Source organism: Nocardiopsis sp. LDBS0036, assembly GCF_041228755.1.
Lineage (GTDB): Bacteria > Actinomycetota > Actinomycetes > Streptosporangiales > Streptosporangiaceae > Nocardiopsis > Nocardiopsis dassonvillei.
The window spans coordinates 1,904,255-1,929,718 of sequence record NZ_CP141103.1 but is presented as its reverse complement, the minus strand read 5'-3'; the positions used below and the strand labels follow the sequence as shown (position 1 = coordinate 1,929,718).

Sequence of the window (25,464 nt, the reverse complement as noted above, 5' to 3'; positions counted from 1 at the left end):
TCAGGAGGCGGGGCCCGGGTCCACGGGGTCGGTGACGCGGCCCAGGAACAGGACCGCCCCGCCGCGGCGCAGCACGAACACGAACGGCCGGTCCACGGTGAACGCGACCGGCCTCGGCGCCACCGCGGCCGCCCGGAGCATCATCACGGCGGTCGCGGCGGCGCCCTCGGCGCCCTTCTCGTCCACCCGCAGCACCGACTGGTGCAGGATCTCGTCGGCGCGCAGCGGTTCCGGGCTGATCCCGTCGAAGCGGGCCTCGTCCGTGGCCAGGTCGCGCACGCCCAGCGCCGCCAGCGGTTCGAGCAGAGAGGTGTCGGTCTCCACCTCGAAGCGCGGCAGGGCCAGGTCCACCTGCTGGGAGGAGCGGTGGGCGTACAGGTCGGCGAGCGCGTCGGCCGTCACCGGGGCGGGAGCGGCGGAGCGCTCGTCGGGCAGCAGCACGTCCAGGGTCAGGCCGTGGTCGCCCTCCAGGCTCACCATGCTCCACCCGCGGGCCCGCGCGTGCGGCAGACGGGCCGAACGGTGCATGGTGGGCACCTTCCGCCTGCCCGACGGTGCGTGGAAGGGCCTGTCCCGGGTCCGGGCGGGGTCGAAGGGGTCTGGCCAGGCCAGTTTCACCCACAGCGCGTTGACCAGCAGCAGCCGCACGCCCGAGTGGACGCTGCCCGCGGGGAGCAGTTCCTCGATCAGGCCGCGGGTCACCTCCGCCACACGGGCGTTGACCCGTGAGCGCACGCCCTCGGAGTCGTGCTCGAAGTCGGCGTGCTCCACCTCGGCCCCGGCGCGCTCGCGCACCCGGGACGTGAAACCCGGCAGGACCTCCAGGTCGGCGGGCACGTACAGGCCGTTGAGGCTGGCCAGGTCGAGTCCGGGCTCGGCGGCCACGGCCGCGTCCAGCGCCTCCAGCTGGCCCCGCACGTCCGCGCCCAGCAGCGCCTCCAGCTCGGCCAGGGTGCGCTCCCGGGCGCCGGTGGCCAGCAGCGCCAGCACCGTGCCCACCGAGTGGGGGGACCACACGTGCGATTCCCCCTGCCGGGTCAGCACCCGGTCCAGCGCGGCGGCGAACTCCAGATGGTCCCGGCGCGGGGACGTACTCGTCTGCATGGGCTCCTGCTCGCTCTCGGCTCCGGCGTCTGGTCGCCAGCGTACGGAACGGCCCTCCTCCACCGCCAGGGTGCGCCGCCGGGTGAGAAGCCGCACGCGACAAGCCCGGACCCAAGGGGGCAAAGGCGGGCGGAGCGCATCCGCGCGACCACCGCGCGTACCCCGCGACCGGTCGCACGTCACATAGGCTTGGGCCGACACGGCGCGCGGAACCCTGTTGGACGCCCCGCGCGGCGACGACCGCCCACGACCGAACCCGAGCAGGAGCAGGATGACTGAGCACCAGCGGGCCGCCGAGGAGGCCGCCCCGGCCGCCGGGGCGGACGACAGGGCCGCGGCGGGCACCCCGGACTCCGGGGACGCCCCCGCCCCGGAGCGCGCCCCCGGCCGGGGCGCCACGGCGGCGGACCGCCCGGCGGTCACCGAGGACACGGTCGAGGCGCTCGTGCGCTCGCAGCTGGCCAAGGCGCTGGGCGGCAAGCGCGGCATGGTCGAGGCTGCGGTGCCCACCCTGACCTTCACCGTCTCCTACATCGTCAGCTCGGAGCTGCGGCTCTCGATCGTCCTGGGCGTGGTCGCGGCCCTGGTCCTGGGCGCGGTCCGGCTCGTGCAGCGCTCCTCGGTGCAGTACGTGCTCACCAGCCTGTTCGGCATCGGCATCGCCGCGGTCTTCGCCATGCGCAGCGGCAACGCCGCCGACGCCTTCCTGCCGGGCGTCATCTACAACGCGGTCTACGCCGTGGTGCTGAGCCTGTCGGTGCTGGTGCGCTGGCCCGCGATCGGACTGATGATCGGCCCGTTCATCGGCGACAAGGAGGACTTCACCTCCTGGCGCGCCAACCCGGCCGTGGTCACCCTGGCCTCACGCCTGACCTGGCTGCTGGTCCTGCCCTGCGTGATCCGCGTGCTCGTGCAGTACCCGCTGTGGATGGCCGACCACTACGGCTGGGCCGACACCTTCGCCCTGCTGGGCTTCTCCAAGGTCGCCATGGGCTGGCCGCTCCAGGTCGCGGCGTTCGCGGCCATGGTCTGGGTGCTGGCCCGGGGGCGCACCCCGCTGGAGGAGCGGGAGCACCCGGCCCGGGACGAGACGGCGGACTGACCGGGCGCCCCGGCGGACGCGCGGCCTAGAGGTCGGGGTCGTCCGCCGAGCCCAGCAGGGACTCCAGGGCGCCCAGGACCTCGGGCTCGGCCAGGAACACCACGGTGTCGCCCACCGACAGGGTCCGATCGGGGTCCGGCGGGCGCACCCCGCCGGGGCCCACCACCGCCACCAGCGCCACCCCCTCCGGCAGCGACTCCGCCAGCGCGCCCTCCGGCCCGCCCGCGAACGGACTCCCGGCGTGCAGCACCGACTCGGCGATCTCGGCCCCCGGCAGCGGCGGCAGGGAGTCCTCCCCGCCCGGCTCCTCCTCGGGGACCCCCTCGACCAGGTCGGCGATCAGCCGCGGCGGGGAGACCGCCAGGTCCACGCCCCAGGACTCGTTGAACAGCCACTCGTTGTCGGGATCGTTGATGCGGGCGATCACCCGGTCCACCCCGAACTCGGTCTTGGCCAGCAGGGACACCACCAGGTTGACCTTGTCGTCACTGCTGGCCGCGACCACCACGTCGAAGTCCTCCAGGCGGGCGTCCTCCAGCGTGGCCAGCTCGCAGGCGTCGGCCAGCAGCCACTCCACCTGGGGGAGGTCGTCCACACCGATGGCGCGGGTGTCCCGGTCGATCAGCAGCACGTCGTGGCCGCTGCCCGCCAGCTCCGTGGCGATGGAGCGTCCCACGCTCCCGGCTCCCGCGATGGCGATCCGCATCTCACCCACGCTCCGTCTCGTCGTCGTCCAGCCGCAGCCCGTCCAGGTCGCGGCCGCGGGCGACCACGTGCAGGACGTCGCCCTCCTCCAGGAGCTCACCGGATCCGGCCAGGAGGATCCGGCCCGCACGGGTCAGGTAGACCACCCGCACCGGCGCCCGCTCCTCCAGGTCGGCGACGCGGCGGCCGGCCCACCCCCGCGGCAGGTTCATCTCGTTCATGGCCAGGGTCCCGGACGCGTCCTGCCACTCCGGTCCGGCGGTGAGCCGCCCGTCGCCCGGCACCATCCGGCGCAGGACCGCGTCGGCCGTCCAGCGCACGGTCGCCACCGTGGGGATGCCCAGCCGCTGGTAGACCTCGGCCCGGCGGGGGTCGTAGATCCGCGCGACCACGTTGTCCACGCCGAACGCCTCGCGGGCCACCCGCGCCGAGATGATGTTGGAGTTGTCCCCGTTGCTGACCGCGGCGAAGGCCCCCGCGCGGTCGATCCCGGCGGCGAGCAGGACCTCCCGGTCGTGGCCCTGCCCCCGGACCGCGTGCTTGGCCACGGAGCCGCGCAGACGCCGGAACGCCTCGGGGTCCCGGTCGATCACCGCCACCGTGTGCCCCAGGTCAACCAGGGTGTGCGCGAGGGTGGACCCCACCCGTCCGCACCCCATGATCACGATGTGCACCTCGCCCGCACTCCCGTCGAGATAGCCGCCGCGCACGCCGTGGTCGCGCGTGCGCACAGTGACACCTTGGCACAGACGCGGCCGACACGCTCGGTCGCCCCGGCCGTCCACGGGCCCGTCCGGGAGGCGGGTTCCGGCAGGTAGATTGGGAACGGTTGGTGGCTGTGCGCGCAGGGTCACCCGTCACGTGACCCGACCATCTTTGAGGACGACCGCCATGAACCGTGTGGGACAGGATTTCGAGCTGACCGTGGACGACGTCGCGCACGGGGGCTGGTGCGTGGGGCGCCACGAGGACCAGGTGGTCTTCGTCCGCCACGCCCTGCCCGGCGAGCGGGTCCGCGTCCGCGTCACCGAGCAGACCTCCCGCTTCATGAGGGGCGACGCCGTCGAGGTCCTCCAGGCATCCCCGGACCGCGTCCAGGCCCCCTGCCCGGCCGCCGGGCCCGGCAAGTGTGGAGGCTGCGACTGGCAGCACGCCGCCCCGGAGGCCCAGCGGGCACTCAAGGGCAAGGTCGTCGCCGACCAGCTGCGGCGCATCGCCGGGATCGACCGCCGGGTCGAGGTGGAGGAGCTGCCCGGCACCCCCGACGGCCTGGGCTGGCGCACCCGCGTGCGCTTCGCCGTGGACTCCGGCGGCCGCGCCGGACTGCGCCGCCACCGCTCCCACGACATCGAGCCCGTCGAGCGCTGCCTCATCGCCCACCCCGGCGTGACCGAGCTCGGGGTGACCGACGTCACGTGGGAGGGCGTCCGCGACGTGGAGGCGGTCGCCTCGGCCGCCTGCGCCGACCGCGCGGTGGTCGTCACACCGACCGGGGCCAGGCTGGACTCCCTGCCCGAACTGGGTACCTCCAGCGCGGTGCTGCGCCGGTTCAAGGGCGGCCGCGTCCAGCAGGTGCGCGGACGCAGGGGCGTGCGCGAGAAGGTCGACGGCCGCGAGTACCGCGTCAGCGCGGGCGGCTTCTGGCAGGTGCACCCGGCCGCCGCCGAGGTGCTCACCGCCGCCGTCCTGGACGCCCTGGAGCCCAAGCCCGGCGAGACCGCCCTGGACCTGTACTGCGGGGCGGGGCTGTTCACCGGCGCGCTGGCCGCCGCCGTGGGCCCCGAGGGCCGCGCCATGGGCGTGGAGAGCGGCGCCGAGGCCGTGCGCGACGCCCGGTACAACCTCAAGGACATGGAGCAGGTCCGCGTCGAGCAGGGCGACGTGGCCGCCCAGCTGCGCGAGTGGGCTGACGTGCGCGCCGACGTGGTCGTGCTGGACCCGCCCCGGGCCGGTGCGGGCGCCGAGGTGGTGCGCTCCCTGACCGGGACGCGCCCCCGCAGGGTGGCCTACGTCTCGTGCGACCCCGCCACGCTCGCCCGCGACCTGGCCTCGTTCGAGCGGGCCGACTACCGTCTGGTGGACCTTCGCGCGTTCGACGCCTTCCCGATGACCCATCACGTGGAGTGCCTGGCGGTGCTGGAGCCGGTCCACCCGGCCCGCCGCCACCGGGAGGGCTGACCGTGACCCCCGGGGCCGACCCTCCCGGACCGCCGGGCCCGGAGCGGGCACGGCGCGGACCGGCACCGCGGCCGGGACCGGCAGCCGGTCCCGGGCCCGTGCGGTGGTGGAGTCCACCGGGACCGCCGGGGCGGGAGGCGACGGCCCCACGCCCCGGCGGCACGGCCGGTCACAGGTGCGCGCACTGCCCGGCGGTCGAGCCCATGACGTCGTTGGCGGCGCCGAAGTCGGCGATCGCCGGGCTGTTGCCGGTGCAGGACAGAGAGCCCCGGACGCTGTTGCCCGCCAGGACCGGGCCGTAGCCCCCGGGGGCCCCGGTCCAGGTCGGGGACGGGACCTGGGTGTTGCCGTGCAGGGCCAGCGAACCCGTCAGCTCCGAGCCCAGGACCATCACCTCCGAGGTGGTCCCGCTGACGCGCACCGCGCCGCGGACCTCGGTGTCGGTGAGCCGGACGGTGTGGGCGCCGTCGGCGTTCAGCCCGCCCCGCAGCGACCCGCCGTCCACGACGAGCGAGGCGCCCGCGGCCACGTCCACGCCGCCGCTCACCACGGCCCCGTCGAGGCAGACCACGCCCGAGTCCACGTCCAGGCCGCCCCGGACCGTTCCGGTGACGGTCTCGGTGCACTCGGGGTCGGCCGCGGGGACGACGGTCGCGCGGAAGGAGTCGGGGGAGCCGGTGTTGCCCGCCGCGTCGACGGCGCGGTGCTCCACCGTGTGCGTCCCCCAGCCCGGTTCGTGTCCGTCGACCTCGAACACCGCCGTGGACAGCCCGCCGCTGCCCAGGCTTCCGTAGACGAGGTCGTCGACGTTCGTGCCGTCCGGGGTGAACCTGAACGGCGCCCCGGGGTCGTCGGGCCAGCCGTAGTAGTGGTGCCAGCCGTCGCCGTCGACGCGGAACTCCCCGACGACGTGGCCCTCGCCGTCGTCGCGCGGCGAGAGCCGCATGGAGAACGCGTTGAGGTGGATGTGGTGGTCCTCCCCGGCGGTGGCGGCGGGTTCGGACAGCTCGCGCGGCGCGGTGGGAGCGGTGTTGTCCACCGTCCAGACCAGGGTCTGGGAGTCCCCGCCCGGGGCGGCCGGGTCGGTGACCGCGGCGGTCAGCGTGTGCGTGCCCGCGCCGGGGGCGACCTCGCCCAGGTCCAGGGTGCGCCCGTCGGCGGAGGTGGACACCTCACGCCCGTCCAGGGTCCAGGCCACGTCCAGCACCCGGTCGGTGGGGCGTGAGGTCTCGGCGTAGACCACCTCGTCGCCGCCGACGGCGCGCGCGGTGTCGCGGAAGCGGGTGAACTCCACGGTCCCCGCGTCCGCGGGCAGCGGTTCCCCGACGGTCCAGGAGCGCGTCTGCGTCAGGGCGGCGGACTCGCGGATGAGCGGATCGCGGACGAAACCGGTGGGGTCCTGCACCCGGACGCTCACCTTCGCCCCCTCGTCGAGGCCGAGCCCGGACAGGTCCAGGGCGCGCGAGCCAGCCGCCTCGGGCAGTTCCTCGCCGTCGACCGACCAGGTGTACTCCAGCTCGTGGAAGACGGGGTGGGGGCCCTCCACCCACACGGCGTCCTCGGGCCCCACCTCGCCCTCGGGGGTGGAGGACACCGGCATCTCGCCCCGGTCGCGCAGGCCGGAGATCCGCTGGACCATCACCTCCCGGGCGACCTGGTCGAAGTAGTAGCCCAGCGACTTGAGCATGGAGTGCTCGCTGGGGCGCCACACGCCCTCGGAGTGGTACAACCCGCCCTCGTGGCCGTCGGGGTCGGCGGCGCCGATGGTCCCGCCCGCCTCGCTCTCCTCACCGAGCCAGCGCCACCACTTCTCCCGCCGGTCGAGCATCTCCCGCGACGACATCAGGGTGTGGTGGGCCGAGTCGGGTTCCCCTCCGGTGTAGCGGCCCAGACTCGTGTCGCGGAAGTAGTACGGGTACTCGTCCTGGAGCTCTCCCAGGGAGTGCCCGAGCTCGTGCGGGCTGATCAGCGCGGACAGGGCGTTGCCCGAGGATGCGGTGGCGGTGGCGCCGCCGCGTCCCCCGTAGGTGCCGCTGTTGGCCAGGGCCAGGATCTGCCGGTTGTCCGCGCTCACGCCGGGCACCAGGTCGGCCGCGGCCTCGGCGGCCTCCTCGTCCACGGTCAGCAGCCGTTCCAGGGCTTCGGGGTCGCAGCCGTTGAAGAAGCCCATGTCCAGGGCGGTGTCGCGCTCCTGGTCCTCACGGGCCGGGTCGCAGTCCACGCCCGACTCGGCCGAGGGCGTCTGCACCGCGTACACGTTGAGGTAGTTGCGGTAGGTGCGGAAGGGCTCGATGCTCCACTGCACGTTGAGGTGCTGGTCGAGCTGCTCGCGGAAGAGCGGCATCTCCTCCTCGGTGTAGCCGTCGCCGAGGATGACCAGGTTGAAGCGTTCGGAGGGGGCGCCGGTGACCTGGATCGGCACCACCCGCGCCTCGGAGGGGGAGGTCTCGGCCGCCACGGGTGCGGCGGGGGTCAGGACCGCGGTCAGGAGGGGGAGGGCGGCGAGTGCCGCCGTGGTTCTGCGCACGGGGAGTGGCCTCGTTTCTGGTGCGACGTGCCCGGAAGCCTAGGGAGGCGGGCGGGGCCGATCCAGAGCGCGGGGCATAGGTGATTCGATAACCCGGCCGCGGTTCAGCCGCACACGGGCCGGACGTACCGCCCCGGGTCCTCCTCGTGGGTGTGGTACTGGTGCTGGGGGTAGAGCCGCTGCCAGTCCCCGGGCCCGGCGGGTTCGGTGGAGGACTCCCGCAGCGGCGTGTCCAGCAGCCGCGCCAGCTCGAGGCTGGTCGTGCGCGGGTCGGTCAGCTCCTCCCAGTTCCGCTCCAGGACCCGGCTCACCCGCTCCTCGGGCAGGTCGGCCATGGCCAGGGAGAGCTCCAGGTCCACCGGGGAGGGCTGGTAGGCGTACAGGTTCGCGGCCAGCGTGTCCAGGGTGTCGTAGCGGGACAGGCCCTCCACGCCGGCGGCCAGCCACGCCGCCAGCAGCACGCGCGCCTGCCCGGTGCCCAGACACCCGGTCTCGTAGGGGTCGGACAGGCCCAGGACCACCCGGGCCGCCTCGCCCACCATCGCGGTCTGCCAGTAGTGGTCCCAGTCGCCCGTGTACGCGTGGACCACCACGTCCCGGTCCCGGGGCACGTCCAGCTCCCGGTGGTAGGAGAAGCTCTCCTGCCACACCACGGGCATGCGCTCGCGCGGGACCTCGGGCAGCAGGTCCATGGCCGGGCCCAGGGCGCCGTGCCAGCGCTCCACCCACGGTTCGAAGCCGGGCAGGGGGCAGTAGGTGACGCCCTCCCTGGTCTGACAGGGCGGCCCCTGCGCGCCGTACACCCGGCTGTCGGGGATAGGGGCGTACAGCGGCTGGATCTGGCGGCCGTGGACGACGGTGCCGACGGCGGCGGCCAGCAGCACGGCGGCCGCGCCCAGGCAGGCCGCCCGGTGGGCACGGCGGCCCCGCGCGGCCATGGCCAGGACGGCCAGGAGGGCCACGACCAGCACCGAGTAGACCAGATAGGCGGTGGCCACGTCCGTGACGGAGGGGGCGCTCACGTTGAAGGGGTCGAGGGCGACGCGGGCCGCCCACTCCACCCGGAGCACGGCGCTCGACAGGTTGGCGTCCACCGCCGAGACGCCGTACAGCCAGTAGGCGGGCAGGGCCAGCAGGGTCACGATCAGCGGCAGGTAGGAGCGGGTCCACGCCACCAGGGCGATGGACAGCAGCGGGCCCGCGGCCGCCAACAGGAGGGGCGCCGGGTAGGCGGACGGGCTCAGCGTGCCCAGCAGGGGAGGGGACAGCCAGCGGTCCACCCCGGCCCACAGCACGACCAGCACCGTGCCGACCAGTGAGGACGCCGCCATCAGGGACAGCAGCCGTCCCGTTCGGCCCAGCGGGGAGACCAGGCGCGGACAGTAGCGGGCCTCGCGCATGGCGGGGAAGGCGACCGCGGCGAAGAGCACCGCGCCCACGGCCGTCGCGGCGGCGTTGGCGTTGGCGTACCAGTGCTCCAGGGTGGCCGTCGCGCTCGCCCAGTCCGGGGACACGAGCAGGTACATGCCCGCCAGGGAGCCCGGGAGCACGAACGGGTTGCGGACCAGGCGGAGTGCGTTGAACCAGGTCAGGCGGGCGAACGTGGCCGTGCTCCGGGCGGCGTGCCTTCGTGCGGAGCGTGTCCGGGAGGGGCTGGAGTCCGGGGTCGCGGCCTCCTGACCGGTGGGCGCCCCCCGCGCGGGTCCGGCGCCGACCGCGTGCCGGGCGGGGTTCACCGGTCGTCCTGTTCCACGCCGGTGAGCAGCAGGTAGGCGTCCTCCAGACTGGGTTCGACCGGCTCCAGACCCTCGGAGGGGCCGGGCGCGGCGCCGCCTGCGGGGGTGAGTACCCGGTAGCGCCCGTCGGCCAGGCGCCAGGAGGTGTACTCCCGGCCGGGGCGGCCGTCGCGCTCCCACACGTGCCCGCGCGCCCCGTCCACCAGCGCGCGGGGGGTCCCGTCGAAGATCACCCTGCCCGCGTCCAGGCACACCACGCGCTGGCACAGGGCGGCCACGTCCTCGATCTGGTGGGTGGAGAGCACCACGGTGCTGCGCACGGCCAGCTCCGAGACCAGGCCGCGGAACCGGATGCGCTGCTCGGGGTCCAGGCCGATGGTCGGCTCGTCCAGCAGCAGCACCCGGGGGTCGCCGAGCAGGGCCGAGGCCAGGCCCAGCCGCTGGCGCATACCGCCGGACAGGCGCCGGACCCGGCTGTGGCGGCGGTCGTGGAGACCGACCCGCTCCAGGACCCGGCGCACCTCGTCGTGGCGGGCGCGGCGCCCGCCCAGCTCCTTGAGCACCGCCATGTAGTCCAGCAGGCCGAACGCGGTGAAGTACGGATAGAACTCGGGGTTCTGCGGCAGGTAGCCCAGGTGGCGGCGGATCTCGGTGCGCTCGGCGGCCCGCGCGGGGTCGTGTCCGAGTACGCGCAGTTCTCCGTCGTCGGCCTCCAGGTCGGTGGCCAGGCAGCGCAGCAGGGTCGTCTTGCCCGCGCCGTTGCGCCCCAGCAGCCCGGTCACGCCGGGACCCAGGTCCAGGTCGATCCCGGCCAGGGCGGTGCGGGTGCCGTAGCGGTGCCCCAGCCCCCGGACGCTGACGGCGGCCCGTGCGGTCGTCGTGCTCACGCCGTCCTCACCCGCAGCAGGAGCGCGCCGAGCAGGGCGGTGAGCGCGCCCGCCCACCACACCTGGGCCTGGGGCGCGAGCAGGTGCAGGGGCGTGGCGTCCTCGGAGGCGGTCAGGACGCCCAGGGCGACCAGCCACAGCAGCCCCACCGCGGCGCTGGCCGCGCCCAGGTGCATCCAGCGGCTGAGCACGAGGGACCCGGCGACCAGGGTGAGGGCGGGCAGCAGCCAGAACACCGCCTTCCACGGGGTGTGCGCGTGGGGCAGCAGCAGCGCCGCCGACATGCACAGGGTCAGCGCGGGCACCAGCACCGCGCAGGTGCGCAGGAACAGCAGCCGCTGGCCCGCCAGCGGCGTGACCGAGGTCAGCGAGTGGGCCGGGTCCACCCCGCGCCCGTAGGCCAGGGCCACCCCGGCCAGGGGCACCACCGGGGCGGTGAAGGTGAACATCAGCGAGCCGTGCGGCAGGTGGTGGGCGGCCAGCAGGGCGGCCGTCAGCACCACGACCGTGGCCAGCAGCCAGGCCCGGTACAGGGAGGGGGTGGCGGCCAGCAGCTTGGCGGTGCCCTCGCCCAGCCCCAGCGAGGACAGCAGGGACTCGACTGGCCCGCGCCGGGGGCGGTCCACGACGTCGCGCAGGTCCTCCCAGCTCCGGGCCAGCCAGGGCTCGTCGGCGGGCAGCAGGTCGCGGCAGGGCGCGCAGTGGGTGATGTGTGCCTCCACGGACATGGCGGTGACGTCGTCGGAACGGTGGTGGGCGTACTCGTGTGCCTGGGCAGGGGTCAGGTGCCAGCTCATGTCAGTGCCTCCCGTAGCCGCGCCTTGGCGCGCATGACCCGTGTCTTGACGGTTCCCTCGGGGACCTGGAGGATCTGCGCGGCCTCCCGGACGGTGAGCCCGTCCAGCACGGTGGCCTGGATGGCCGAGCGCAGTTCCGGGGAGAGGGAGTGCAGGGCGGCGCCCAACGGGCCGTGCTCGATGTTGAGCAGCACGGTGTCCTCGGCGGAGGCGTCGCCGATGGTCTCGTAGGGTTCGCTGTCGCTGTCGGCGATCCAGCGGTTGGCGCGTTTGCGCAGCTGGGAGATGAGCTGGCGGATCGCGATGGTCCACAGCCAGGCTCCGGCGTCGGTGTCGCCGGGGCGGGGGGTGAAGGAACCCGCGTTCCTCCACACGGCCAGGAAGGTCTCCTGGAGGGCGGCGTCGAGCTGATCGGGGTCGGAGCACCGGTAGCGCAGCCTGGCCCGCAGCCAGGTGGCGTGCCTGCGGTGCAGGAACTCCAGCGCGCGGGTCTCGCCCGCGGCGACGGCGGCCAGCAGCACCGGGTCGGTGCTGTCCGGGTCGTAGGAGGGCGCGCGGCGGCGCGCGCGGCGGAGCAGCTTCACAGGAGGGACTATCGCGGAAGGCGGGCGCTTCGGTTCGGCGGACGGGCGGGGCGCGGACGCGCCTTTTCCACGGTAACCGCGCGGCGGTTCCGGTCTGGTCCGCGGCGTGGGAGAAAATGGGGCTTATGCGTCTGAGGATCTTCCTTGAGCCCCAACAGGGGGCCACCTATGAGGACCAGCTCACCGTCGCCAGGGCCGTCGAGGACCTGGGCTTCGACGCTCTGTTCAGGTCCGACCACTATCTGCACATGGGGGATCACGTCAGCGGCCTCCCCGGGCCCACCGACGCCTGGATCACTCTCGCCGGGCTCGCCCGGGACACCTCCCGCATCCGCCTGGGCACGCTGATGACCGCGGCGACCTTCCGTCACCCCGCGCCCCTGGCGATCTCCGTCGCCCAGGTCGACCGCATGAGCGACGGCCGGGTGGAGTTCGGCTTCGGTTCGGGCTGGTTCGAGGAGGAGCACGCGGTCTACGGGATCCCCTTCCCCGCCACCGCCCGTGAGCGCTTCGACCGCTACGAGGAGCAGCTGGACATCATCACCGGCCTGTGGTCGACCCCGGTGGGGGAGACCTTCCGCTACGAGGGCAAGCACTACCGCCTGGCCGAGGGGCCCGCGCTGCCCAAGCCGCAGCAGGGTCCGCGTCCGCCGGTGCTGATCGGCGGCACCGGCCCCAAGCGCACGCCGCGCCTGGCCGCCAAGTACGCCGACGAGTACAACGTGCCCTTCAACTCGATCGAGGACACCTCGGCCGCCTTCGAGCGGACCCGGGCCGCGGTGCGGGCCTCGGGGCGCAGCGCGCCGATGGTCTACTCCGCCGCGCAGGTGCTCTGCGCGGGCAGGGACGAGGCCGAGGTGGCCCGGCGGGCCGAGCGGATCGGCCGCGAGGTCCCCGAGCTGCGGGAGAACGGCCTGGCGGGCACCCCAAACGAGCTGGTGGACAAGATCGGCCGCTTCGCCGAGGCGGGCGCCGAGCGCATGTACCTCCAGATGCTGGACATGTCCGACCTGGACCACCTGGAGCTGGTGGCCTCGCAGGTCGCGCCGCAGCTGGACTGATCCGGAGCCCCAAAGGGGTGGAGGTTCAGCCGGGGGCGGTCGCACACCGTCGGCGGCCGCCCGATAACTTGATATCGAGATACAAGTTAGATACCTTGACATCAAGATAACAGCGGGGTTCCCCTCGGCCCGCTCCCGGTTCGGGTGTGTGAAGTTGACCGCTTGAGCGCACCCGGTCCGGACAACGTGGGCGCCCGCTACCAGTGGGCCGCCCGGCCGGTGGCGAGTGGTGTCGCCGCAGGCCACGGCGGGCCTGACGGAGGCCGGGAGGCAGGCGGAGGTCAACCCCCGCGGCCCTTCGCCCCCGGCAACCGGTCAGGGCGGCCTCAACAGGTCCCGCGTCCGCCCCATGGGGGAGGATGCTGGGAACGTAAGTGGCGAGATCAGGAGGCAGACACCGTGTCCGCGAACAGCTTCGGCGCCCGTGACACGTTGCGCGTTGGCGACGAGTCGTACGAGATCTTCCGTCTGGAGACCGTGGAGGGCTCCAGTCGGCTTCCCTACAGCCTGAAGGTGCTGCTGGAGAACCTTCTGCGCACCGAGGACGGTGCGAACGTCACCGCCGACCACATCCGGGCCCTGGGCGGCTGGGACCCCAAGGCCCAGCCCAACCAGGAGATCCAGTTCACCCCCGCGCGGGTGATCATGCAGGACTTCACCGGCGTCCCCTGCGTCGTCGACCTCGCCACCATGCGCGAGGCCGTGCGCGACATGGGCGGCGACCCGGACAAGATCAACCCGCTCGCCCCCGCCGAGCTGGTGATCGACCACTCCGTCGTCGTCGACCTCTTCGGCCGCCCCGACGCCTTCGAGCGCAACGTCGAGATCGAGTACGAGCGCAACTACGAGCGCTACAAGTTCCTGCGCTGGGGCCAGACCGCCTTCGACGAGTTCAAGGTCGTCCCGCCCGGCACCGGCATCGTGCACCAGGCCAACATCGAGCACCTGGCGCGCGTCACCATGAGCCGGGGCGGCCAGGCCTACCCCGACACCTGCGTCGGCACCGACTCGCACACCACCATGCAGAACGGCCTGGGCATCCTGGGCTGGGGCGTGGGCGGCATCGAGGCCGAGGCCGCCATGCTCGGCCAGCCGATCTCCATGCTCATCCCGCGCGTGGTCGGCTTCAAGCTGACCGGTGAGCTCCAGCCCGGCACCACCGCCACCGACCTGGTGCTCACCATCACCGAGATGCTGCGTCAGCACGGCGTGGTCGGCAAGTTCGTCGAGTTCTACGGCGAGGGCGTGGCCTCCGTGCCGCTGGCCAACCGCGCCACCATCGGCAACATGAGCCCGGAGTTCGGCTCCACCGCCGCGATCTTCCCGATCGACGACGAGACGATCCGGTACATGAAGCTGACCGGCCGCTCCGAGCAGCAGGTGGCCCTGACCGAGGCCTACGCCAAGGCCAACGGCTTCTGGCACGACCCGGCCAACGAGCCCGAGTTCTCCGAGTACCTGGAGCTCGACCTGGCCGAGGTGGTCCCCTCCATCGCCGGCCCCAAGCGCCCGCAGGACCGCATCGCGCTGTCGGAGGCCAAGAGCACCTGGCGCCACGACGTGCGCAACTACGTCGAGGACAGCACCGACGAGGCGGGCGAGGAGTCCTTCCCGGCCTCGGACGCCCCGTCCCAGACCGCCAACGGCGCCCGTCCGCACAAGGCCGTCAAGGTCACCATGGCCGACGGCACCGAGACCGAGATCGACCACGGCGCCGTGGTGATCGCCGCGATCACCTCCTGCACCAACACCTCCAACCCCTCGGTCATGCTGGGCGCCGCCCTGCTGGCCAAGAAGGCGGTGGAGAAGGGCCTGACCCGCAAGCCGTGGGTCAAGACCTCCATGGCCCCGGGCTCCAAGGTCGTCACCGACTACTACGAGCGCTCCGGCCTGACCCCGTACCTGGACAAGCTGGGCTTCAACCTGGTCGGCTACGGCTGCACCACCTGCATCGGCAACTCCGGCCCGCTGCCGGAGGAGATCTCCCAGGCCGTCCAGGACAACGACCTGGCCGTCACCGCGGTCCTGTCCGGCAACCGCAACTTCGAGGGCCGGATCAACCCGGACGTGAAGATGAACTACCTGGCCTCGCCGCCGCTGGTGGTCGCCTACGCGCTGGCCGGGTCACTGGACGTGGACATCACCACGGAGCCGCTGGGCATCGACAAGGACGGCGAGCCCGTCTTCCTGGCCGACATCTGGCCCAGCGCCGAGGAGATCCAGCAGGTCATGGACTCCGCGATCGCCTCGGACATGTACGAGTCCGCGTACTCGGACGTGTTCGCCGGCGACGAGCGCTGGCGCTCGCTGCCCACCCCGACGGGCAACACCTTCGAGTGGGAGGGCGAGTCGACCTACGTCCGCAAGCCCCCCTACTTCGAGGGCATGGAGACCACCCCGGCCCCGGTCACCGACATCACCGGCGCCCGGGTGCTGGCCAAGCTGGGCGACTCGGTCACCACCGACCACATCTCCCCGGCCGGCGCCATCAAGCCGGGCACCCCCGCGGCCGAGTACCTCAAGGCCAACGGCGTGGAGCGCCGCGACTTCAACTCCTACGGTTCGCGCCGCGGCAACCACGAGGTGATGATCCGGGGCACGTTCGCCAACATCCGCCTGCGCAACCAGATCGCGCCGGGCACCGAGGGCGGCTACACCCGCGACTTCACCCAGCCCGAGGGCCCGGTGTCGTTCATCTACGACGCCGCGCGCAACTACGCCGAGCAGGGTACGCCGCTGGTCGTCCTGGGCGGCAAGGAGTACGGTTCCGGCTCCTCGCGCGACTGGGCGGCCAAGGGCACCAGCCTGCTGGGCGTGCGCGCGGTCATCACCGAGTCCTACGAGCGCATCCACCGCTCGAACCTGATCGGGATGGGCGTCCTGCCCCTCCAGTTCCCCGAGGGCCAGTCCGCCGACTCCCTCGGCCTGACCGGCGAGGAGACCTTCTCCATCACCGGCGTGACCGAGCTGAACGAGGGCACCACCCCGGCCACGGTGAAGGTCAGCACCGACACCGGCGTGGAGTTCGACGCCGTGGTGCGCATCGACACCCCCGGTGAGGCCGACTACTACCGCAACGGCGGCATCCTGCAGTACGTGCTGCGCCAGCTGATCGCCAAGTAGGCGGGTCCGCGCGCGGGCGGACCCGTGCGCGGACGCCCCACGCGGTTTCGCGGGGCCGCCACCGTCCGAGCGACGGTGGCGGCCCCGTTCGCGTTCGTCCCTCCTCCAGGTAACGAAAAGGTATAGCCATCGCGGTTTGCCCGCGTCGGCTCGGGTAGCGGCACGGGTAGGGAACGAACGCAACCTACGGCGAAGGAACCGGATCAATGTCAGAGATCATCGAGACGGTGGAGGTCGACGTCCCGGTCACCGCCGCCTACGCCCAGTGGACGCGGTTCGAGGAGTTCCCCTCCTTCATGGAGGGGGTCGACAAGGTCGTCCGCACCGGTGACGGGCACATGCTCTGGACCATCGAGATCGGTGGCCAGAAGAGGGAGTTCGAGGCCGTGGTCACCGAACAGGTCCCCGGGGAGCGGATCGCCTGGAAGACCACGGACGGCACGACCCACGCGGGGGTGGTGACCTTCCACCGGCTGTCCGACACCAGCAGCAGGATCACCCTCCAGCTCAAGACCGTCCCGGAGGGCGTGGTCGAGCAGCTCGGGGACAAGCTCGGACTGGTCAAGACCCGTGCCAAGGGCGACATGAAGCGCTTCAAGGCCTTCGTCGAGCCCGGCCGGGAGAACCCGACCGGCTGACGCCGGGCCCGGAGCCGGTCCCGGGCCCCCGCGGCCTCCTCGGCTGCGGGGGCCCGGCCCGTGTCCGGGGCGGGACCGTCCCGGGCGCCGAGGTGTCCGTTCCGTCCCGGACACGCGGACTCCCGGCGCCGCCGTGCGGCGCCGGGAGCCGTCCCTCGCGTCCGGTGTGTCAGTGGCTGCCGCTGCTGACGCTGGAGTGGTAGGCCCCGTGGGGACCGGCGTGCGACCAGGAGTGGTAGTACCAGCTGTGGCCGTGCCCGTGGCCGTGGCCGTGGCCGCTGCCGGACTTGACCACGTAGCTGTACGCACCGTCTCCACCGGCCCCCGACCAGCTGGACGAGTAGTAGCTGTCCGCCGAGGCCAGGGCCGGAGCCCCGAGCGCCAGGACGGGTGCGGCGACGACGGTGAACGCGAAGCGGCGCAGGGTCTTCCTCTGCATGGTGGTGGGTTCCCTTCGAAGCTCGGTGCGGGGAGCGGCCGTGAGCGTGCCCTCGCCTCCAGCTGCACCGTCGGCGCGGTGCTGGACGCGTGACACTGCCGGACTACGTCCCTTTCGTCCTTTTTGTCTTCTTTGTTCATCCTGACGCCGGGGCGACCCAAGAGGGAACACTGGGGATCTGCGCAAACATCAAAATCGGGATGTCGCGCCCCGCGTGCCTTCGGGGCGCCGCCGGGGAGCCGGGTCGGCGGCGGCATCCGCGCGCTGGCGCGGGTTCTGCTCGGCGGGACGTACGGGAGCGTCCTCGGGGGCGCCCGGAAGAGGGCTCGCGGCGGCGTCGGGGGGTAAACCCCGGACATCTCACCCCCACCGGGGTCCCACGTGGGACCCGCGTGTCCGGGCCGGGCCCTCGGGCGCCGCGCGGGATCGGAGGCCGCCGGTGCGCGGCCCGCGCGTCAGGGCCGGACCGTCCCGGGCGCCGAGGACTTCGCTCGGTCGCGGACACGCGAACTCCCGGCGCCGCCGTGCGGCGCCGGGAGCCGTCATCGTGAGCCTGCGACCCTAGCCGGCGCCGCTCTCCGTGCTGGAGGAGTAGGCACCGCCCTTGCCGGCGACGTTGAAGGACTCCTCGAACCAGGACTTGCCGTCACCGGCGAAGGCCTCGAGCTCGTAGTTGTACGCCCCGTGGGAGTTGGCGCCGCTGGACTCCACCTCGTAGTACGCGTCCGCCGAGGCCAGAGCCGGTGCTCCGAACGCCAGGGCGGGTGCGGCGACGGCCGTGATCGCGATGCGGCGCAGGGTCTTCTTCTGCATGACAGTGGGTTTCCCTTCGTGGCTTGGTGCGGGGAACTCCGACGCCGTGCGGGCGGTCGCAGGTCGGCGCTGTCCGCGAGGTGCGAAAGCGCGTGGAACCACCGGGCGTTCTCCCCGCTTCCCAGCCTGCGGCCGGACGGGCCAAGGGGGAACACCAGAAAGCTGACTAAACTCCAAAATCGGGACATTCAGCAAAAAAGCGTGTGCGGAGCGTACCGAAGCCGCCGGGCGCGGCGTCCGGACCCCCTGCGGGGCGGGGCCTCCCGGCCTTCCCGACCCGTCCGCGTCCGCCGCCGGGGACCGGTCCCACCCCGGCTGATGTCCGTAAACCTCCGCTATGCTCACCGCATGCCCGGCCCCACCAGCCCCCTCCTCCGGCTCATGTCGGCCGTCGTCCTCCCGGCGCTGCTGATCCTCCTTCCTGTCCTCGGAGCCGCCCCCGCCTCGGCGCAGCCCGAGCCCGGAACCGGGACCCGCGAGGAGCGCGTGACCCCCGCGGAGCACTACGCCGCCCTGCTCGCCGAACAGCCCGAGGGCGCCGCCGTGGTCGTGGACGACGCCCTGGCAGGCCGCTACGACCTGGAGGAGCTGGAGGCCGACCTCCACGACTCCTTCGGCGCCCTGGACGTGCCCTACCACGTCGTCGCCAGCCCCTTCCCCGGCACCGAGCCGCGGTGGGGAGGGGACATGCTGCCCGCCCTGATCGACCGGGTCGGCGCGGACGGCCTCTACGTCCTGCTCCAGCCCGACAGCGTTCCCCTGGCCCGGGCCGCGGGCGCGGACCTGCCGGTGGACGCCGCCTCCGACGCGGTGCGCTACTCCTCCGAGCTGGACTACTACGGCGCCCCGCTCGACGAGGTCGCCGACGCCTTCACGGCGGCCCTGACCGACCCGGACGCGCAGGCCACGGCCGACCGCCTCCGGCAGGAGTACTCCGCGGAGCAGGACGCCTACCGGAGCCCCACGGCCTGGGAGGAGTTCCTGGAGGACCTGGACCCGACCACGTCGGTCGGGCCCAGCAACCTGGGCTTCCTGGTCAGCACCGCGACCGGCGCGCTGCTCACCCTGTCCCTCTGCCACGTGTGGTGGACACGCCGCAGGGGCGGCAGCACGGTCGCCGCGGTCGCGGTCGCCTCGGTGTTCGGACTGGCCCTGCCCGCCGCCGGTGTGGCCGGAGCCCTGTACTACATGGACAGCGTGCCCCTGGGCGCGAGCGAACGCCCCGACCCCCTGGAGCAGGCCCGGTCGCAGCCGCCCTACGTGACCTCCACCGTGCGCGTGGAACGGGTGGTGGACGGGCTCGGCGGCGGACCCCTCTACGTGGACCCCCTGAGCCCGCTGTCCCGCGAGGGGCTCGCGGACGTCGCCGAGCGCGCGGAGCGCTCCTCCGTCCCGGTGTACGCGGTCCTCCTGCCGATGGCCGACACCGACGAGAGCGAGGGCGACCCGGCGCGGTTCGCGCACGCGATGCGCCACGTCCTGGGCGAGGACGGCGTCTACGCGGTCATCACCCAGGAGTCCTACGAGGAGACGCCCGAGACGACCGTGCTCGCCTTCGGTACCGACCTGGACTCCTACTACCTGGGCCAGGCGTTGGACGAGGGCGCGGCCATGACCCCGGCTCAGGAGTTCGCCCTGCTGCTGGAGGCGGTGGAGGAGGTTCCGCGCGACCCGGAGGCGGGGGACCCGCCGCCTCCGTACGACAGCTCGGCGACCGTGCCCGAACCGCGGACGACGCGCTTCTGGGAGGACTTCTGGGCCGGAGTGCTGTTCCTGGGCCCCGTCGTCGGCGCGCTCCTGCTGGGCGCGGTGCTGGGGACGGCGGCCCTGGTACGGGCTTCGCGCGTGCGGCGCCGGGTCCGGCCCTCCCCGCGGGCCCTGCGCCGCACGGCCGAGCGCGAGCGCGCGCGGCTGGCCGCCCTGGTCTCCTCCGACCGGGCCGGGCGCCTCCCCGTCTCGATGATGCCCCCCGTCGAGGCGGCGCTGATGGTCATGGACGCCGATCCCGACGACCTCGACCTGGTCGGCGTGGCGGTCGTCTCCCGCAGGGCGCACGCCGCCCTGGCGGACCCCGGTTCCGCCGAGACCTCCCCGTGCATGGTCAACCCCCTGCACGGCCCCGCCGAGGCGTTCGAACGCGCCGGGCCACGGGAGCGGCGGGGCCTGTTCCCCGTGTGCCGGGCGTGCGCCGACCTGACCGACCAGCAGCGCACGGCCGCCGTGCTGCGCGTGCGCGACGGCGCGGGGACGCGGCGGGACCACCTGTCGATGAACGAACGCGCGTGGGTCGAGTACCGCTTCGGGGCCAAGAACCCCGCGCGTATGGCCGAGAGGCTCCTGGAGGAGATCGATGCCCGCTGATTCCCCACCGGCCCGGTACGCGGCGCGGACGCTGGCCGCGACCTGCGCCGTGCTGCTCCTGTACCCCGCGACCGGTGCCCTGGCCCAGGAGTCGGACGCGCAGGACCCCGGCGCCCAAAGCCCACAGGACCGCACCCAGGCCATCGCCGACGCGCTGGAGGAGTCGCCGGTCTACGTCGACCCCGCCTACGAGTCCGCCTTCCCGGCCCAGGACCAGGAGCGGGTCGCCGGGGTCATCGAGTCCTCCGACCTGGACCTGTACGTGATCGCGGTGCCCCTGACGTCCGGCGACGTCTGGAACGGTGACGCGGCCACGCTCGTGTCGGTCGTGCACGACCGCAGGGGCGGCGGCGAGGCGCACTACCTGGCCTACGACGAGGTGTCGGGGTTCCACGGGGAGGACTACGGTCCCGGTGTCCAGGAGGCGGCCCCCGCGCACCACGGGGCCCTGGCCGCCTCCTACGGGACGGACTTCGACGGCTCCATGCTCCAGCAGGCCGACGCGGCCGTGGAGGCCGCGCTGTCCGACGACCCGCGCGCGGCCTACGAGGCGGCCCTCCGGTCCTACGAGGAGGCCAACCCCCACATCACCGGCATGGGCGGGGACGCCGGGCAGGGGAGCGGTCCGGGATCCGGCCCGCTGTTCGCGGTCGGGGCCGTCATCGCGGTCCTGCTCGCGATCCTGTTGGCGCTGTTCGTGCGCGGCCGCCTCACCGCGCGCGTGGGCAGGCGCAGGGCGGCCTCCATCACCCAGCACGCGGCCTTCGACAACGCCGACCGCGCCCAGCTGGACTCCCTGGTCGAACAGGGCGAGCGCGACCTCATCGAGGTGGGCGAGCGCCTGAGCCGCATGGACGCGGACCAGGGGTCCGACACCAGATCGGGCCAGAGCCTCCAGCGCGCCCTGGACGCCCGCTCCGCCGCCGCGGCGGTCCACGACCGGATGGCCGCCGAGGGGGCCACCCTGCCCGACGCCGTGGGCGTGCTCGTGCTGCTCGACATGGCCGAGGACGCGCTGGAGAGCGCGGCCGGGGGCGCGCGCTCCGCCGTCCGGCGCCGCCACTGCTACGCCAACCCGCTGCACGGCACGAACACCAAGGTGACGCCCTGGCGGGAGTTCGGCGGGACGCGCACCATCCGCGTCCCGCTGTGCGCCGACTGCGCCAAGGCCGTCCGCAACCGGGCGCGTCCCGTGGTCCTGCCCGCCGAGCACGAGGGCGCGCCGGTGCCCTACTACGAGGTGCCCGCGGAGGAGAGCGTGTGGGCCGCCACCGGCTACGGCACGCTCACCGACGACCTCGTCCAGCGGGTCCAGCGCGGCGACCACCGGCCCCGGGGGCGGGCCCGCTGACGGTCCGGCCGTGAGGCGGGGAGGTATTCGGACGGGCACGGGGAGAGAACGTTTCGCCCCCGCACGGCATCGGACCACAGGGAACGGGACTTCGGTGCCCGCCCATGTCCCCGGGGCCGGGCCGACCGAAACGTGGCTATAGTTCCCACGGGCCCGTCATGGGTTCGCCGGGGGAAGCGATGACGACGGATACGGGGTGGCCTGGTGGAGGACCAGCACGTCCAGAGGGGTAGCGGCGGGGCGGGTCAGCCCTCCGGCCGCACGGTGGGGAAGTACCGGCTGGTGCGGTCGCTGGGGCGCGGCGGTTTCGGCGAGGTGTTCCTCGGAGAGGACCCCGACGGCGGTCGCGCCGCGGTCAAGATCCTGCACGCCAGCTGGGCGGGGGATCCGGAGATGCGCCGCCGCTTCAGCACCGAGGTCGAGCAGGCCCGGCGTGTGAGCGGGTTCTGCATCGCCGCGATCCTGGACGCCGACCCCGGGGCCGCCGAGCCGTGGATCGCCACCGAGTTCATCGACGGTCCCACGCTCCAGCGCGCCGTGGCCACCGCGGGCCCGCGCAGCGGCGTCGAACTGCACCGCCTGGCCGTCTCCACGGCCACCGCGCTGGCCGCGATCCACGCGGCCGGGGTCGTGCACCGCGACCTCAAACCCGACAACATCATGCTGGCCGCGGACGGGCCGCGTGTGATCGACTTCGGCATCGCCCGCGCGGTCGAGACCACCTCGGTCACCGCCAGCGGTGTGGTGGGCACGATCGGGTACATGGCGCCCGAGCAGCTGGAGGGCATGCGGCTGACCTCGGCGGTGGACATCTTCTCCTGGGGGTCGGTGATGGTCTACGCCGCCACCGGTCACGAGGCCTTCCCCGGACCGACACAGGCCTCCCGCATCGCCCGCATCCTGGGCGGCGAGCCCGACCTCGGCCCCCTCGCCGAGCCGCTGGCCGGGATCGTCCGCACCTGCCTGGACAAGGACCCCGACCGCCGCCCCGACGCCACCACCCTGCTCAACCTGCTGATCTCCGCGCCCGCCGAGGGCACGGCCGCGCGCCCGGCGACGGGCGACGGCGGCACCCGCGTCCTGCCTCCGGCCGACGCGAGCACCCGGTGGGAGAGCGATCCCACCCGCGTGGCCCCCGATGAGCACCCGCGGACCCATGCGACCCGCGTGGCCCCTCCGGTCCCGGTGGACCCGACCAGGGTCGCTCCCGCGGACGCCGCGAGGGTGGACGCGACCCGCGCCTACACGCAGATGGCCTCGGGCGCCGCCGCGGCCGGTCTGGCACCGCCGTCCGCGCCGCCGTACTCCACGGCCCCGCCGCCCCACACCCCGGCGTCCGGGGCGGGTGCGGTGAGCGGCCCCCCCACCCCGCCGCCCTACTCCCGGGCGTTCGGGGCGGGTGCGGTGAGCGGCCCCCCCACCCCGCCGCCCTACTCCCGGGCGTTCGGGGCGGGTGCGGTGAGCGGTCCCCACACCCCGCCGTACCGGTCGGGCGTGCCCCCGTACCACTTCCACGGCATCCGCTTCACCGACCCGGGCGAGCTGGCCGAGGCCATGCAGCAGAACTGGAGCGCGGCCGTCCAGGTCTTCAGCGACCCGGCCGAACGGGCGGCCCTGGGCGCCTGGCTCGTCAACGACCTCGGCGACACCACGGTGGACCGGTCCCTGTTCCGGGGACACGTCAACAACGACGCCAACCTGGCGCTGGCCTCGTTCGTCTCACAGCTGCGTCCCGACCTGCCGCCGATCTTCCGCGGCCGGGGCGCCACCGTGGCCGAGCTGGGTGAGATGTTCGACGACCCGCGCCCGCTGCTCACCGGTGCGCCCAAGGCCAACGAGATGGTCCTGATGGCCCGCCCGAGCGTGCTCAGGACCATGGGCGCCCACCACGGCGCCGACTCCGGCGACCTGATGCGGCTCGCCGATCAGCTCGACGAGGCCGAACGGGCCGCCAACGCCTTCCAGGAGCAGCTGACCGGAGAACTGGAGGGCTGGCGCGCGGCGCGCGTCAACGTGAGCGCCGCCCTCATCCTGGCCTTCCTGCTGCGCCCCGAGCGCCTGGTGCCGCCCGGCGACGGCGGCGACACGGGCCTGGGGGAATGGGTGTCGATCCTCTGGGGCCGCGTCGAGAGCGCGCCGACGCCCGTCAGCGCCGGGTACGCGGCCGTGGTCTACGGCGCCCTGTCGACCATGCGGTCGCTGGCCGAGCAGAGGCGGAGCTGGGAGACCCGGCACAACAAGGTCAGCGCCGACCACGCCGACCTGCGCCGCGGGGTCAGGCTCCAGGAGCGCCTGCTCCTGGGGCTGCGGCTCTGCCGGTTCGCCGTCTTCGGCATCCCCGCCGGTCTGCTCGTCGGGATGGCGACGGGCAACGGTCTGGAGGGGCCCGCCGGTCTGCTCATGTCCGTGGGCCTGCTCGGTCTGGTCGGGGCCATCGCCCTGGAGGTGACCGTGCGGGTCGTCTCCGGCGGCGTGGCCCGGCGCAACCAGCGCTCCCAGGAGCTCAACGGCGCGGCGGCGCAGCTGCCGCAGCTGACGTCGGGCGTCGCCCGTATCCAGGGCGACCTGCGCAGGGCCAGGGAGATCTGCGGGCGGAGCTGACCCGCGCCGCGCGGGCCGGACCCGGACCCGGGCGCCCGCGCCGTGCGGTCCGCACCGGGGTCCGGCGCGGCCTCCGCCGCCCCGCGGAGCGGTCGTGCCAGAGTGGGGACCGTGCGCAGAGCAGGAGGCGGTCCGGGGCGTCCCGTGCGCCTGGGGGCGTTCCTGGTGTTCGTGGTCCTGCTCCAGTTCGGGTACCCGGTCACCCTCCACGGACCCGTCTGGACGGGGCTCTACCTGGTCGCCTACGTGGGCGTGGTGCTCTCCGGCGTCGTACTGGTGCGCGGGGCGCACGACCGGATCGCCCCCACCGCCGCCACGGGCGCGGCGCTGCTCTGCTGCGCGGCCTGGGTCGGCGCGACGGGCGGCGGGAGCGGCCTTCCAGCTCGCGCTCATGTACTCCCTGCTGCGGTTCGTCTACCGCCGGAGCCGGACCCACGAGCTGGAGATCGTCCTGGCGGCGGTGTGCGTCTACCTGCTGCTCGGCGGTCTGTTCACCACGGTGTTCGGCGCCCTGGAGAGCCTGTGGCCCGGGAGCTTCGCCGACTCAGCGCACCCGGGGGCCCGGGTCACCTGGCAGCAGTTCGTCTACTTCTCCTACGTCACGCTGGCCACCACGGGCTACGGTGACGTCGTGCCGGTCTCGGCGTGGGCGCGCTCGCTGTCCGCGGCCGAGGGCGTGGTGGGGACGCTGTTCCTGACCACGGTCGTGGCCCGCCTCGTCGGCGCCTTCACCGGCCCGCGCCGGGAGGAGGGCCGCGCGGTCACCGGTTGACCGGTCCGGCCCAGGGGCGCGGGGCGCCGGGAACGGCCAGGGAGTCCAGGCGGGCGGCGATGGCGGCGCGCGCGGCGGCGTAGGGGGTCTCCAGGTCGTCCTCCAGCAGGGAGAACGAGTTGGCGGTCTCCATGAAGGCGCGCAGTTCGAAGGCCAGCAGCGCGGGGTCGGCCCCCCCGGAGAGCTCGCCCAGCTGGCGGGCGTCCTCCGCGGTGCGCGCGAGCAGGTCACGCCACTGGCGGCTGCTCTCCCGCAGCGCGTCGCGGACGCGCCCGGGCCGGGACTCGAACTCGGCGATGGCGGTGTAGAACAGGCAGCCGCCCCGGAACACGCGCCCGCGCGAGTAGCCGATCCAGTCCACGCACAGCCGCCACAGCCGCTCCACTCCGGGGCGCACCTCCAGGGCGTCGCGCACCACGTGCCGGACGAAGACGGCGCGTCCGGCCTCCAGGGTGGCCAGCTGCAGCTCCTCCTTGGAACCGAAGTGGGCGAACACCCCGCTCTTGCTGACCCCGAGTTCCTTGGCGAGCCGCCCCAGGGAGAGGCCCTCCAGGCCCTCCACCGACGCCGTGTGCACCGCGTGCTCCAGCACGGCCCTGCGGGTCTGGTCGCCCCGTTGCAGCCGTCCGTCGGTCCGTGCGGTCATACGCGCCCTTCCCCCGGGTTTCGCCCGCAGGGGCGAAGA

The 25,464-nt window shown here is 73.8% G+C and carries 20 protein-coding genes; 9 read left to right on the top strand and 11 right to left on the bottom strand.

From position 1 onward, the window contains the following. Nucleotides 1–1,104 (bottom strand): serpin family protein, encoded by a 1,104-nt coding sequence (locus UIS43_RS08025; protein ID WP_370012917.1) that lies wholly within the window; start codon nt 1,102–1,104, stop codon nt 1–3. 271 nt (nt 1,105–1,375) lie between these two features. Here UIS43_RS08025 and UIS43_RS08020 point away from each other — a divergent pair, with 271 nt between their 5' ends. Continuing rightward, entirely contained in the window at nt 1,376–2,206 is an 831-nt protein-coding gene (locus UIS43_RS08020; RefSeq protein ID WP_013153894.1) for a DUF3159 domain-containing protein, read from the top strand. 25 nt (nt 2,207–2,231) lie between these two features. On the opposite strand, the gene UIS43_RS08015 is transcribed toward UIS43_RS08020, so the two are convergent. Further along, on the bottom strand, nt 2,232–2,921 hold the full coding sequence (locus UIS43_RS08015) for a TrkA family potassium uptake protein (protein ID WP_041552775.1): 690 nt from the start codon (nt 2,919–2,921) through the stop codon (nt 2,232–2,234). Further along, nucleotides 2,914–3,585 (bottom strand): TrkA family potassium uptake protein, encoded by a 672-nt coding sequence (locus UIS43_RS08010; protein ID WP_026338175.1) that lies wholly within the window; start codon nt 3,583–3,585, stop codon nt 2,914–2,916. Before UIS43_RS08010 ends, UIS43_RS08015 begins: the two co-directional genes overlap by 8 nt. A gap of 217 nt (nt 3,586–3,802) precedes the next feature. Here UIS43_RS08010 and UIS43_RS08005 point away from each other — a divergent pair, with 217 nt between their 5' ends. Then, nucleotides 3,803–5,089 (top strand): class I SAM-dependent RNA methyltransferase, encoded by a 1,287-nt coding sequence (locus tag UIS43_RS08005; RefSeq protein WP_013153891.1) that lies wholly within the window; start codon nt 3,803–3,805, stop codon nt 5,087–5,089. A gap of 169 nt (nt 5,090–5,258) precedes the next feature. Here UIS43_RS08005 and UIS43_RS08000 read toward each other — a convergent pair whose 3' ends face one another. The 5 genes from UIS43_RS08000 to UIS43_RS07980 all read right to left on the bottom strand — a co-directional run bounded on the left by UIS43_RS08000 (nt 5,259) and on the right by UIS43_RS07980 (nt 11,620). Continuing rightward, entirely contained in the window at nt 5,259–7,616 is a 2,358-nt protein-coding gene (locus UIS43_RS08000) for a M64 family metallopeptidase (RefSeq protein ID WP_370012916.1), read from the bottom strand. A gap of 104 nt (nt 7,617–7,720) precedes the next feature. Next, the gene (locus tag UIS43_RS07995) at nt 7,721–9,352 is read right to left on the bottom strand and encodes a hypothetical protein (RefSeq protein ID WP_358169370.1); all 1,632 of its coding nucleotides are present in this window, start codon (nt 9,350–9,352) and stop codon (nt 7,721–7,723) included. After that, on the bottom strand, nt 9,349–10,239 hold the full coding sequence (locus UIS43_RS07990; protein ID WP_013153888.1) for an ATP-binding cassette domain-containing protein: 891 nt from the start codon (nt 10,237–10,239) through the stop codon (nt 9,349–9,351). The genes UIS43_RS07995 and UIS43_RS07990 overlap by 4 nt, the downstream gene beginning before the upstream one ends. Continuing rightward, complete coding sequence (locus tag UIS43_RS07985) at nt 10,236–11,036, bottom strand: hypothetical protein (RefSeq protein ID WP_019608286.1); 801 nt, start codon at nt 11,034–11,036, stop codon at nt 10,236–10,238. Before UIS43_RS07985 ends, UIS43_RS07990 begins: the two co-directional genes overlap by 4 nt. Continuing rightward, nucleotides 11,033–11,620, bottom strand: coding sequence for an RNA polymerase sigma factor (locus tag UIS43_RS07980; RefSeq protein ID WP_013153886.1), 588 nt, complete (start codon nt 11,618–11,620; stop codon nt 11,033–11,035). Before UIS43_RS07980 ends, UIS43_RS07985 begins: the two co-directional genes overlap by 4 nt. Nucleotides 11,621–11,745: 125 nt before the next feature. On the opposite strand from UIS43_RS07980, the gene UIS43_RS07975 reads away from it, so the two are divergent. The 3 genes from UIS43_RS07975 to UIS43_RS07965 all read left to right on the top strand — a co-directional run bounded on the left by UIS43_RS07975 (nt 11,746) and on the right by UIS43_RS07965 (nt 16,442). After that, nucleotides 11,746–12,681: an LLM class F420-dependent oxidoreductase gene (locus tag UIS43_RS07975; RefSeq protein WP_013153885.1), complete on the top strand. Its 936-nt coding sequence runs from the start codon at nt 11,746–11,748 to the stop codon at nt 12,679–12,681. Between the two features lie 399 nt (nt 12,682–13,080). Continuing rightward, nucleotides 13,081–15,804: an aconitate hydratase AcnA gene (gene acnA, locus UIS43_RS07970; RefSeq protein WP_013153884.1), complete on the top strand. Its 2,724-nt coding sequence runs from the start codon at nt 13,081–13,083 to the stop codon at nt 15,802–15,804. A 206-nt stretch (nt 15,805–16,010) separates the two neighbouring features. Continuing rightward, nucleotides 16,011–16,442: an SRPBCC family protein gene (locus UIS43_RS07965; protein WP_013153883.1), complete on the top strand. Its 432-nt coding sequence runs from the start codon at nt 16,011–16,013 to the stop codon at nt 16,440–16,442. 169 nt (nt 16,443–16,611) lie between these two features. Here the strand turns inward: UIS43_RS07965 and UIS43_RS07960 are convergent, their stop codons facing one another. Together UIS43_RS07960 and UIS43_RS07955 are read right to left on the bottom strand one after the other, a co-directional pair. Beyond that, nucleotides 16,612–16,881, bottom strand: a complete 270-nt coding sequence (locus tag UIS43_RS07960) for a hypothetical protein (RefSeq protein WP_013153882.1) — start codon at nt 16,879–16,881, stop codon at nt 16,612–16,614. A gap of 561 nt (nt 16,882–17,442) precedes the next feature. After that, nucleotides 17,443–17,694, bottom strand: coding sequence for a hypothetical protein (locus UIS43_RS07955; RefSeq protein ID WP_013153881.1), 252 nt, complete (start codon nt 17,692–17,694; stop codon nt 17,443–17,445). A 348-nt stretch (nt 17,695–18,042) separates the two neighbouring features. Between UIS43_RS07955 and UIS43_RS07950 the strand changes: the two genes are divergently transcribed. The 4 genes from UIS43_RS07950 to UIS43_RS07935 all read left to right on the top strand — a co-directional run bounded on the left by UIS43_RS07950 (nt 18,043) and on the right by UIS43_RS07935 (nt 24,779). Next, nucleotides 18,043–20,055 (top strand): hypothetical protein, encoded by a 2,013-nt coding sequence (locus UIS43_RS07950; RefSeq protein WP_370012915.1) that lies wholly within the window; start codon nt 18,043–18,045, stop codon nt 20,053–20,055. Beyond that, nucleotides 20,045–21,406, top strand: a complete 1,362-nt coding sequence (locus tag UIS43_RS07945; RefSeq protein WP_370012914.1) for a hypothetical protein — start codon at nt 20,045–20,047, stop codon at nt 21,404–21,406. Before UIS43_RS07950 ends, UIS43_RS07945 begins: the two co-directional genes overlap by 11 nt. A gap of 204 nt (nt 21,407–21,610) precedes the next feature. After that, nucleotides 21,611–24,007: a serine/threonine protein kinase gene (locus tag UIS43_RS07940; protein WP_370012913.1), complete on the top strand. Its 2,397-nt coding sequence runs from the start codon at nt 21,611–21,613 to the stop codon at nt 24,005–24,007. A gap of 391 nt (nt 24,008–24,398) precedes the next feature. After that, nucleotides 24,399–24,779 (top strand): potassium channel family protein, encoded by a 381-nt coding sequence (locus tag UIS43_RS07935; RefSeq protein ID WP_370012912.1) that lies wholly within the window; start codon nt 24,399–24,401, stop codon nt 24,777–24,779. On the opposite strand, the gene UIS43_RS07930 is transcribed toward UIS43_RS07935, so the two are convergent. Then, complete coding sequence (locus UIS43_RS07930) at nt 24,769–25,425, bottom strand: TetR/AcrR family transcriptional regulator (protein ID WP_013153876.1); 657 nt, start codon at nt 25,423–25,425, stop codon at nt 24,769–24,771. The two genes, UIS43_RS07935 and UIS43_RS07930, sit on opposite strands and share 11 nt — an antisense overlap. Nucleotides 25,426–25,464 lie beyond the last annotated feature (39 nt).

Excerpts from the sequence above, each read along its gene's own strand:
- UIS43_RS08025 (WP_370012917.1), bottom strand. The coding sequence starts at position 1,104 with ATGCAGACGAGTACGTCCCCGCGCCGGGACCATCTGGAGTTCGCCGCC.
- UIS43_RS08020 (WP_013153894.1), top strand. The coding sequence starts at position 1,376 with ATGACTGAGCACCAGCGGGCCGCCGAGGAGGCCGCCCCGGCCGCCGGG.
- UIS43_RS08005 (WP_013153891.1), top strand. The coding sequence starts at position 3,803 with ATGAACCGTGTGGGACAGGATTTCGAGCTGACCGTGGACGACGTCGCG.
- UIS43_RS07985 (WP_019608286.1), bottom strand. The coding sequence starts at position 11,036 with ATGAGCTGGCACCTGACCCCTGCCCAGGCACACGAGTACGCCCACCAC.
- UIS43_RS07975 (WP_013153885.1), top strand. The coding sequence starts at position 11,746 with ATGCGTCTGAGGATCTTCCTTGAGCCCCAACAGGGGGCCACCTATGAG.
- UIS43_RS07965 (WP_013153883.1), top strand. The coding sequence starts at position 16,011 with ATGTCAGAGATCATCGAGACGGTGGAGGTCGACGTCCCGGTCACCGCC.
- UIS43_RS07960 (WP_013153882.1), bottom strand. The coding sequence starts at position 16,881 with ATGCAGAGGAAGACCCTGCGCCGCTTCGCGTTCACCGTCGTCGCCGCA.
- UIS43_RS07955 (WP_013153881.1), bottom strand. The coding sequence starts at position 17,694 with ATGCAGAAGAAGACCCTGCGCCGCATCGCGATCACGGCCGTCGCCGCA.
- UIS43_RS07950 (WP_370012915.1), top strand. The coding sequence starts at position 18,043 with ATGCCCGGCCCCACCAGCCCCCTCCTCCGGCTCATGTCGGCCGTCGTC.
- UIS43_RS07945 (WP_370012914.1), top strand. The coding sequence starts at position 20,045 with ATGCCCGCTGATTCCCCACCGGCCCGGTACGCGGCGCGGACGCTGGCC.
- UIS43_RS07935 (WP_370012912.1), top strand. The coding sequence starts at position 24,399 with ATGTACTCCCTGCTGCGGTTCGTCTACCGCCGGAGCCGGACCCACGAG.
- UIS43_RS07930 (WP_013153876.1), bottom strand. The coding sequence starts at position 25,425 with ATGACCGCACGGACCGACGGACGGCTGCAACGGGGCGACCAGACCCGC.